This window comes from Saccharopolyspora sp. (assembly GCF_017434145.1).
GTDB classification, from domain to species: Bacteria; Actinomycetota; Actinomycetes; order Mycobacteriales; family Pseudonocardiaceae; genus Saccharopolyspora_C; species Saccharopolyspora_C galaxeae.
This window is the reverse complement of record NZ_JAFRFW010000420.1, coordinates 1-8,953: the sequence shown is the minus strand read 5'-3', so window position 1 is coordinate 8,953 and position 8,953 is coordinate 1. Positions and strand designations below refer to the sequence as shown.

Sequence of the window (8,953 nt, the reverse complement as noted above, 5' to 3'; positions counted from 1 at the left end):
CGGACGGCGCGACGGCCGCGCGGCGGCTGGCGGAAGGGTTCACCTTCGCCAGCGTCTCCAGCGACGTCGAGCACCTCCAGCAGGTCGCCAAGTCGCATTTGGACACGGCGTCGCGCGGCTGAGTCCGATGGTCACAGCGCCGGAGCGGTGGACTTCGGCGGTTCGGCGTCCGAATCGCCCTGCGAGCTCTCGGCGGGCTTCGGCTGCTCCGCCTGCTTCGGCTGCGCGCTCTGCTCCGCCGCTTCGGGCTGCTGGGCTGGTTTCGGCTGCTCCGTGGAGTCCGCCTTGCTACCGCCGTCCGCCTGCGCTTGCTCCGCCCCCTGCACCGGCTCTGCGGAGTCCGATGTGGACTCCGCGTCGGTGGCTGCTCCGGTCGCCACCGGCTTCGCCCGGTTCCGCTTCGGTTCGTAGCCGAGCAGGTGATCCCGCAGCCGCAGGTGGGTGAACCGGTAGCCGCCATCCACTTTGGACAGCAAGCTGCGCTCGGCCAGCCGGCGCAGCAGCGCGTAGCGCCGCGGCGGCAGCTCGGTCAGCGCGAGCGCCCGGCCGAGCCACTCGGACACGGCGTTCTTCAAGGTGTCGAACGGGAACACGTCGCTGTGCCACACCGCGGGCGCGGACAGCCCGCCGATCAGCAGTCCCACGCCCGCCGTCAGCGCCTCCACGTCGAACGGGCGGCCCAGCAGCAGCGTCGGCAGCACGCCGACCAGCCCGGCCACCGCGACCAGCGGTGCCGAGCTGCGCAGCAAAGCAGGCGCCGGGTGCTCGAACGTCTCGTAGTGCTCCTCGGTGAACGCCCACCACACCTCGTCACGGGCCGCGGTGGCCACACCCGCGCAGATGCCCAGCACCAGCCCGATGCCGATCGACTTGACCAGTTCCCCCGGCCCGGTCCAGAACATCAGCACCCCGACGCCGATCGTGCCGAGCAGCCCGATCGTGGCGCTGTTGCCGGGCATCCTCGACCACGACTCGACCGCACCGAGGATGACCAGGAACGACACCAGCACCACTGCGATCACGCCGACCCAATTCGGAGCGTTCGCCAGCGCGGTCGTCCACGGGGAGATCAGCCCGCTCAGCGCCAGGCTCACCACCAGCCCGAACGCATAGCCGCCCAGCGCGGTGATCCAGCCCTGCGGCACGGTCCCGACCTTGCCCGCCGGGCGCAGCCAAGGCAGCGTCGCCAGGTAGTCCATGTAGAGCACGTAGCCGACCAGCACGAGCACTGCGATCAGCCCGGCGGCGGGACCGAGCAGCATCCCGGTCGCCAGCGTGGCACCGGTGGTCGCCCCGGCCAGCAGCCCCGGCAGCCCGCGCGCGAACACGTGCGCCACGGTGGTGGTGGGCAGGAACCGCGCCCAGGACACCAGAGTGGGCAACCGGGTGCGCGCGGTGAGGTCGTTGCACAGCGGGCTCGCCGAAACCCGTGCCAGGAACCGCAACGTGCGCAGCGCGCGATCCGGCGGATAGGGCAGCTCGGAGCCTCGGCCCGTGCTCAGCGCAGCCGAGAAGTACTCGTCGATCAGCTTGGCGCGCCGCTGCGCGTCGGTGCCGCGGACGGCGAGTTCGTTCGCCGGACGGTCCCGGAAAGCCAGCGCCACGACGTTGCACATCAGCGGCGTGTCCAGCAGTCCGCACAGCTCCGGGTCGCGGCGCAGCGCGGTGCGCACCCCGTCCAGCCGCGGGCCGCCGCGGGTGAAGTATTCGACGATCTGCCTGCGCGTCAACGGGTTGACCGTCACCGAGGTGTGCAGTTCCAGCGGCTCGGTCAGCGCTTCGTGGTGCTCGTCGCGGCAGCACACGACCAGTTCCGGGATGGGGAACTCGTCGCGCACCGCGTTGATCTCGCGGACGCAGCGCTGCCGGTAGTCGGCCGGCACCTCGTCGAGCCCGTCCAGCATCAGGGAGAGCTTGCCCTGCTCCAGCCAGATCCGGCCCAGCGACGGGTGGATCGTGTAGCGGCGTTCGATCTCGCGCAGCAGCCACTTCTGGAACTCGCCAGGGGGTGCGGGCCTGCGCTCGTCGGCGCGCCATCCGGACATCGCCCAGGAGCCGAGGTCGACGACCACCGGGATGGCCCGCCCGGTGTCGGCCGCGGCGCGGCGGGCCAGCGCCCGGGTCAGCTCCAGCAGCAGCGTCGTCTTGCCCGCACCCGGTCCGCCGAGCACGAGCATCGCGCCGTGCGCCTGGTCGAGGGTGGCGGCCAGGTCCGCGTCCGCGGGCAGTTTGCTCGGTTTGCCGTTGCCCGGTTGCAGCAGCCGGTCCGCCGGTCGGGCCATCGAAGGCGGCAGCTCGTCCAGCTCCAGTGACAGCCGCACGTGCTCCCCGAGCGAGCCCTTGAGCCGTTCGCGGGCGTAGTGCTCGGAATCGACTACCGAACGTGATCGATTCGCCGTGTTGTTCAGCCGCCGAGCGATGAGCGGTTTGTCCGAGTTGGTGGCGCGTTCCCACAGCGCCAGCGCCGCGGCGAAGACCACGAACGCGCCGGCCAGCGGCCACAGCAGGTCCGCCAGCGGCTGCAGCACGTCCGGAAGCCTGCCACCGGTACCGATGCTGATCGCGGTGGGCACCAGGACCAGCGTGATCGCGATGCCCGCGCCGAGCAGCAGCAGCGTTCGCACGGTGCGGGTGAGCCTGTTCGGCATGATCATCTCTCCTGCTGGTTCGATGGCCGCGTCCGCTTACCGACTATGGTGCGCCCGGGCACGGACTGTAAACGGTCCATTCCGGTTGGCGTGGCCGAGTGTGATCAGTGCCGCGCCGAACGGATCGATCTCGACGCAGGCGGGCGGCTCGTGCCGCCGGCGGCATCGGATTCGCGGCTGCGGTGAGCGGGCGAGCGGTCGGTGCGTTCCGGGCCGCAGCGAGCGCGTCCCCTCCGGCCCGAGCTATCCACAAGGGACATGCCGCGGTTTCGGTCCGGTGGGCGCCGCAACGCCCACCGGACCGCTGCCGGATGTCGTGCACCCCCAAGGCCGGCATCCGGCGCACCGCTGCGCGGTGCTCACCCGACCCCTCCGGTCGATCAGCAGGACTCCGGCTCGCGTCCGGCCAGCTTCCAGCGGTCGCTTGAAACTGAGTTGATTCCTGCTGGTGAGCAGCCTAAAGTGTGCATCCACCCGGAGACAAGGGGATCAGCGCTTAGAGTGGTGCCAGCAGGAACAGGCCGAGGGATGCGGCCGGAGTGCCGCGTGGGGGTGTTCGTCGTGCCGGGCGATCAGCGCATCAGCGCGCAGCGGTTCCGGCTGCTGTGCAGGCAGCGTTCCTACACCTATCCCGAACTGGCGCGTGACCTGCGCAAGCGCGGCATCCCGGTGAGCAGGGCCGGGCTCGCGCGGCTCGGCCGCGAACCGGACCAGCCGCTGCCCTGCTACGCCGCGGAGCTCGCGCGGATCCTGAAGTCGACGGTGGGCTACCTCACCGGGCACGAACGGCAGTTCCTCGGCAAGCGGTTCCGCGATCTGTACCGGCAGCGGGGCTGTTCGCTGGCCGTGCTGGCCGGTGAGCTCTACCGCCGCTGGCACGTGAAGGTCTCCGCGCAGTACCTCCAGCAGCTCGCCTCGTGCCGCAACACCAACCCGCGCGAAGAGATCGTCGACGGGCTCGCGGTGCTGCTGGACACCACCGCGGACTACCTCACCGGGTGCGAGGACGAGCGCTGCGGCCACGACCCCGCGCTGCCGCCCGCCGGGCGGGACGAGCCGGTCCCCGCCCGGCTGATCGCCGCTCGCGGCGGGCAGGACGGTCCCTCGTCGAACGACGTGGACCGGGTGCTGCGCGCCATCGCCGAGCAGGAGCAGCGCGAGGGACCGCCGTCTCACAACGGCTGATCGCGCCGGACCTCCAGGTCGGTGAAGTGCGGCCCGTCCTCGCACAGCAGCGCGAACTTCTCGTGGATCGCGTTCGTGGCGGGCAGTTCCGAGTTGGCCATCGCGACCTCGCGGGACGGGAACTCCAGGATCTCCACGAACCGCGCGGGGTCGTGGTGATCCCGGCAGACCCGGGTGCGGGTGGCGGTGCGGGTGCCTTCGCTGGTGCTGATCCACTCGTCGAGCAGCTCGTCGACCTGCTCGGGGTGGTCGGTGCGGTACTCGATCAGCTGCACGAAACCGGTCATGAGCGGCTTCCTTCCTCGACGGAGTGCTTTAAAAGGGTTTGCGTAGCGGGTCAGGTAGCGGAACCTCAGACGCCTGCTGGCTCCGGGATCTCATCCTTAAGTAGCTCCCTACTCGGCGTCTTCATAGGTCCGGGCCGCTGTCCTCGCCAGAAGACGCCTGAGAACCCGCCGGTGGTCCGGCTTAGTCCTCGACCACCGGCAAGCGGCTGACGCCGCTTATGAAACATCGCCTAGGACGGCGGCGTTGCGGTGGGCTTCGGCGACCTGCCGGAGGAACCTGATCTCCGAGGCGCGATCGTCACCGGTCGCGGACAGGTCGATCACGTGCGGCTGCGGCGGATGACCCGCGCGTTTGCGCCGCTGAGCGGTGTGCAGCCACGCGGCCACCGCAGCGGCCTCGCTCTCCGCGTGCCTGCGGACATCCGCCAGTTCCTCCGGGGTGACGTGGTTGCGCAGCGCCAGCATCGCGTCGCGGATCTCGGCGAGGCGGCGCTCCAGGCGCCAGCGCATCGGCAGCAGCGGACGTCGCAGCACGACGGTGGGCGCATCTGCGGTCAGCGAGCGCCACAGCGGGCCGAGACTGCGATGATCGCGGCCGTCCCGGATCCGAGCGCGCACCGCGGTCTCCACCGGCAACGCCGTACCCGCCGCCAGGCACAGCGCGCTGACCCCGTCGATCGAGGCGAAACCGGCGATCCACCGGTCGTCCTCGGTGAGCAGCCACGCGATGTTCAGCAGCCACGGCAGCGCGTTCAGCGACCACCCGGCCGCCAGCAGCGGCAGTCCCCAGCGCAGCGACCAGTGATCCGCTCGCCGCGCGCTGATCCCGCACACGGCCGCGCAGATCCCCAACGCCACCACGCTGAACAGCGACACCAGCAAGAAGTAGGCCAGCGGCAGCTCAGGAGCGTTGCCGGGTTCCGGGTGCTCCGGGGAAGCGGCGGCGTAAACGGCGATCAGCACCGCGATCGTCGCCCCGGCCGAGCCGTAGACCCACCCGGCTCGGCGTCGCCGCCCGTCCGCGATGAGCAGGAAGTGCAGCGTCACCGCTGCCGTGGCGACGCTGACCAGGTGCGTGCCGAGGTAGACGTAGTACTTCCCGGCCCGGTCGGCCAAGCCGTCCTGCACCGCACCCACGTACAACGTGGTCAGCAAGCCCAGCAGCGCGACCGCTGCCCACAACGCGCGTTGTTCGCGGTGCCGCACGGCACCGGGCAGCCGCAGCGCGAGCACGATCCACAGCACCGCGATGCCCGCGGTCTCCAGCGTCATCGTCACCGGTCCTCGTGTTCCCGGTGGAAACCCACCGCCGACTCCAACCGGCCCAGCACGCCGCTGTGCGGCGACGGCGCGGAAGCCGTGCCGATCATCCGGCGGATGCGGGTCGCGGCCCACTCCGCCTCGCGTTCCTCCCGCGAGGTGTAGCGGATGCGGGACATCCCGCCGCGCAGCGACTCCGGATCGTCCGGATCCGGTCGCCACGTCACCGCCCGGTTGTCCTCCAGGCTCGGGCAGTCGTGGTCGAGCAGCATGTGCCCGATCTCGTGGAAGATGATCAGGTGCTGCTGGTAGCGGCTGGTGCCCGCGTCGTAGAAGAGGTGGTCGGCGGTCGCGGTGGCCCACCACATGCCGCTCGGGGTGCCCGTGTCCGAGGGGCTGAACGGGTGCAGGTGCACCGGCCGCCCGCGGCGCTCGGCGATCAGCTCGCAGAACGCGTCCATCGAGAACGGGCGCGGGAAAGCCGGATCCCGCAGCAACCGCCGCAGCGCACGCGCGCGGCCGCGACGTCCTCTCCCCGTGAACATCGCGGTGAACGTACCACTGCGGTGCGCCGCCCCGGCCGGTTCGGCAACCGATTTCCTGCCGGTCAGCACCATCCCGCGCAGCGTGCGGCGAACTCGGCGACCAGCGCGGGCGACACCGGGCGCAGGTCCGCTTGGGCACCCCAGGTCTCGTCGGTCAGCTCTGCCGGTTCGGCGCTGCGATCGGCCAGCGCGAGCAGCTGGGCGAACCGGGTCGCGATCGCGTGGTGACCGGCTCGGCCGGTGGTCCACTTCGTGTGCGCGTGCCGCGAGTACAACCCCACTACCAGCGGCCCGTGCCCGTCGGCGCGCTCGGTCAGCGCCGCGAGCCGGGTGCGCCCCGAGTCGGTGCCCACCACGAGCTCGGCCGAGGCGAACAGGTCCACGCACTCGGCCGCATCCGGCTCGCGGAGCACGTCGGCGGGCAGTCCGTCGAAGTCGTCCGCGCCGGCGGTGTTGCGCGCGGTGATCACCGTGAATCGCCAGGGCGCTGCGACCGTGCCGACCAATTCCCGGGCCACCGCCGCGAAACCGGACAGCTGGAACTCCAGGTGCCGCAGCCTGCCGGGCACGGCCACGAAAACCACGTGCCACGGTTGCGCGGCCTGCGCGGAGCGGAAGCCGGGCGCGGGTGCTGCCTCGGCGGACAGCCGCTGGCCGAGGCTCTGCTCCACCGCGAGGTACTGCCGCATCGGCAGCGCGGCGTGCACCTCGACCTGGCCCGATCCGAGCCGGTCCAGCCAGGTCGGATGCTCCTGCGGATCGATCCGGAACCGCACCGGCGAGCGGGTTCCGGTGCGCACCACGTGCGGCCCCGTGGTGTGCTCGGCCGATGCCAGCGGCACCGCGCAGCGCCGCAGCAGCTGCGCTTCCGGACCGCTGTAGTGCAGCGGCACGTCCCCGCTGACCTCGCGCAGCGCGGTCACCGCCGACAGTCCCAGCAGCAGATCACCGAGACCGCGCTGGCCGAGGTCCGCGATCCAGCCCCGGGAACGCACGATTTCCGCACAACCGGAATTCGGCCGTTCCCCCGCGAATCTGCGATATGGCAGTGTCCGGCCGAAAGGTGCCTGCTCCGCGGGAACGAGCATCCTGCCCCCGCGATGGCACCGGACGTCCTGCACCTGCCACTCGATCAGATCCTGCTGGATCGACACGCGCGATCACCTCCGCCGATCTCGACAATTCAGTTTGCGGCGAACGCGCCGGACACTGCTACGACACCTCGCCCGCGCCAGTCCGACATTTGCCTGACATCGGTGTGGAACATCTCGTTCACTTCATAGGCTGTTCGCACGGCCGGACCGGCCGGAGCAATTCAGCGGACGGCATCGCCGAGGTGATCGGAGGCCGCAAGTGCTCGCAGCACAACCGCCCGCGCGTACCCGGCTGGAACAGGTGCTGCGGCAGCACCGCCGCACCGTGCGGGAGTTCTGCGCCGATTTCCAGGCCGCAGCCGAAGAGCTCGGGGAGCGCACCGTCGTGTCCCAGCGGCAGGCGGGGCGGTGGCTCGGCGGGCTGCTCGGCGGACTGCCGCACCCGGCGACCTGCCGGGTGCTGGAGCGGATGTTCGACGCACCCGCCGAGGAACTGTTCGGCCCACCCCTGTCGGAACGAGCGCGGTCGCAAGAAATGCGGCAGGAGGACGCGGTCCGGACGGCCGAGGACCGGCCTCCGGCGCAGCGCGATGCCGACCGTCCGGACGCGTCGAACGAAAGCGAGGTCGCCATGGCGGCCGTCGAATCCGCCCGGTTCGGGCAGTTCGCCGAGCAGAGCAACATCGGCCCGCACACCGTCGAGCAGTTCCAGGCCGATGTGCACCGGATCGTCACCACCTACCCGAACCGGCCGGTGTACCCGCTGTTCGTGGAGCTGCGGGAACTCCGGGACCGGGTGTTCGAGCTGCTCGAAGGCAGGCAGCCCCCGGCGCGGACCCGGCACCTCTACCTCGTCGGCGCAGTGGTGTGCGGAGTGCTCGCCAACTCGTCGTTCGACCTGGGCGAGCTGCCTGCCGCGGAAACCCAGGCGCGCACCGCGTTCCTGTGCGCCGAGCTGGCGGGCAACGACTCGCTGCGCTCCTGGATCCGCGGCACGCAGAGCTTGATCGCCTACTGGGACGAGCGCCCGCGGGACGCGGTGGAACTCGCCGGGCAGGGCTGGGACTACGTGCCGGAGACCGGTACGCCGCGGGTGCGGCTGGCCGCGATCGAGGCCCGCGCGCACGCGCGGTTGGGTGATCAGCGCGCCGCCGAGGACGCGCTGAGTCGTGCCGACAAGGCGCGCGAGCAGGTGATCGGCGAGGACGAACCGGGCGGTCTGATGGCGTTCCCGGTGGCCAAGCAGACCTTCTACAGCGCCTCGGCGTGGTTGTGGCTGGGCGAGCGGGGGAACCTGGAGCGCGCCGAACGCGCCGCGGTCGAGGCGGTCGAGCTCTACGGGCAGGATCCGCCGGAGCTGCGCAGGCTCGGCGAGTTGAGCCTGACCCGGCTGGACCTGGCGATCGCCCGGCTCGGCCGGGACGACCTGGATGGTGCCGCCGAGCAGGTGCAGTCCGTACTGGAGGCGGCCGGCCAACGCCGCACCGACAGCGTGCTGCGCCGGTTGCGGCAGCTGACGAACGTGCTGCACCGGCCCAACCTGCAGAGCACCCCGCTGGCGCTGGACCTGCGCGAGCGGATCGCGTCGTTCTGCGACTCCGCGCGGACTCCCGAGCGCACGAGATGACCCCCGCCGAACCGAGCACCGTGGGCCTGCTGCACCCGGGCGAGATGGGTGCCGCGGTCGGCGTTCAACTGCGCAGCCGGGGGCACACCGTGCTGTGGTGCTCGCGCGCGACTACCTGCCGAGCGTCGCCGAACGCGCCTGGCAGTGGGGGCCGGAGATGCACGAGATCGCGCGGACGCTGGACACTGAAGGGCTGCCCGCGGAGCCGGCGCGGGCCGCGTCGGCGGTGCTGGCGCGTTGGGCGGCCGAGCGGGAACTCACCGGGCTGTCCGCGGACGCCGTGCTCAGCCCGGTTGCGCGGCCGCTG

8 protein-coding genes are annotated in these 8,953 nt (G+C 71.5%); 3 read left to right on the top strand and 5 right to left on the bottom strand.

Annotation, left to right across the window (positions count from 1 at the left end):
• Positions 1–131: 131 nt before the first annotated feature.
• Positions 132–2,648, bottom strand: a complete 2,517-nt coding sequence (locus IJH84_RS11470; RefSeq protein WP_295143801.1) for an NACHT domain-containing protein — start codon at positions 2,646–2,648, stop codon at positions 132–134.
• A 546-nt stretch (positions 2,649–3,194) separates the two neighbouring features.
• On the opposite strand from IJH84_RS11470, the gene IJH84_RS11465 reads away from it, so the two are divergent.
• Complete coding sequence (locus tag IJH84_RS11465; protein WP_200069572.1) at positions 3,195–3,833, top strand: helix-turn-helix domain-containing protein; 639 nt, start codon at positions 3,195–3,197, stop codon at positions 3,831–3,833.
• Here IJH84_RS11465 and IJH84_RS11460 read toward each other — a convergent pair.
• From IJH84_RS11460 to IJH84_RS11445, 4 genes are all read right to left on the bottom strand, one after another.
• Complete coding sequence (locus IJH84_RS11460) at positions 3,821–4,120, bottom strand: hypothetical protein (protein ID WP_200069571.1); 300 nt, start codon at positions 4,118–4,120, stop codon at positions 3,821–3,823. The two genes, IJH84_RS11465 and IJH84_RS11460, sit on opposite strands and share 13 nt — an antisense overlap.
• A gap of 216 nt (positions 4,121–4,336) precedes the next feature.
• Positions 4,337–5,392, bottom strand: coding sequence for an MAB_1171c family putative transporter (locus IJH84_RS11455; RefSeq protein WP_200069570.1), 1,056 nt, complete (start codon positions 5,390–5,392; stop codon positions 4,337–4,339).
• A 2-nt stretch (positions 5,393–5,394) separates the two neighbouring features.
• On the bottom strand, positions 5,395–5,925 hold the full coding sequence (locus tag IJH84_RS11450; protein ID WP_295143794.1) for a hypothetical protein: 531 nt from the start codon (positions 5,923–5,925) through the stop codon (positions 5,395–5,397).
• Between the two features lie 62 nt (positions 5,926–5,987).
• Complete coding sequence (locus IJH84_RS11445) at positions 5,988–7,079, bottom strand: glycosyl transferase family 9 (RefSeq protein WP_295143791.1); 1,092 nt, start codon at positions 7,077–7,079, stop codon at positions 5,988–5,990.
• 199 nt (positions 7,080–7,278) lie between these two features.
• Here IJH84_RS11445 and IJH84_RS11440 point away from each other — a divergent pair, with 199 nt between their 5' ends.
• Both IJH84_RS11440 and IJH84_RS11435 read left to right on the top strand, forming a co-directional pair.
• Positions 7,279–8,646, top strand: a complete 1,368-nt coding sequence (locus IJH84_RS11440; protein WP_295143788.1) for a hypothetical protein — start codon at positions 7,279–7,281, stop codon at positions 8,644–8,646.
• 97 nt (positions 8,647–8,743) lie between these two features.
• A partial coding sequence (locus IJH84_RS11435; protein WP_295143785.1) for a DUF1932 domain-containing protein occupies positions 8,744–8,953 on the top strand: 210 nt, incomplete at its 3' end.

Bases quoted from the DNA above. Each gene is read 5' to 3' on its own strand.
- IJH84_RS11450 (WP_295143794.1), bottom strand. From the start codon at position 5,925: ATGTTCACGGGGAGAGGACGTCGCGGCCGCGCGCGTGCGCTGCGGCGG.
- IJH84_RS11460 (WP_200069571.1), bottom strand. From the start codon at position 4,120: ATGACCGGTTTCGTGCAGCTGATCGAGTACCGCACCGACCACCCCGAG.
- IJH84_RS11470 (WP_295143801.1), bottom strand. From the start codon at position 2,648: ATGCCGAACAGGCTCACCCGCACCGTGCGAACGCTGCTGCTGCTCGGC.
- IJH84_RS11455 (WP_200069570.1), bottom strand. From the start codon at position 5,392: ATGACGCTGGAGACCGCGGGCATCGCGGTGCTGTGGATCGTGCTCGCG.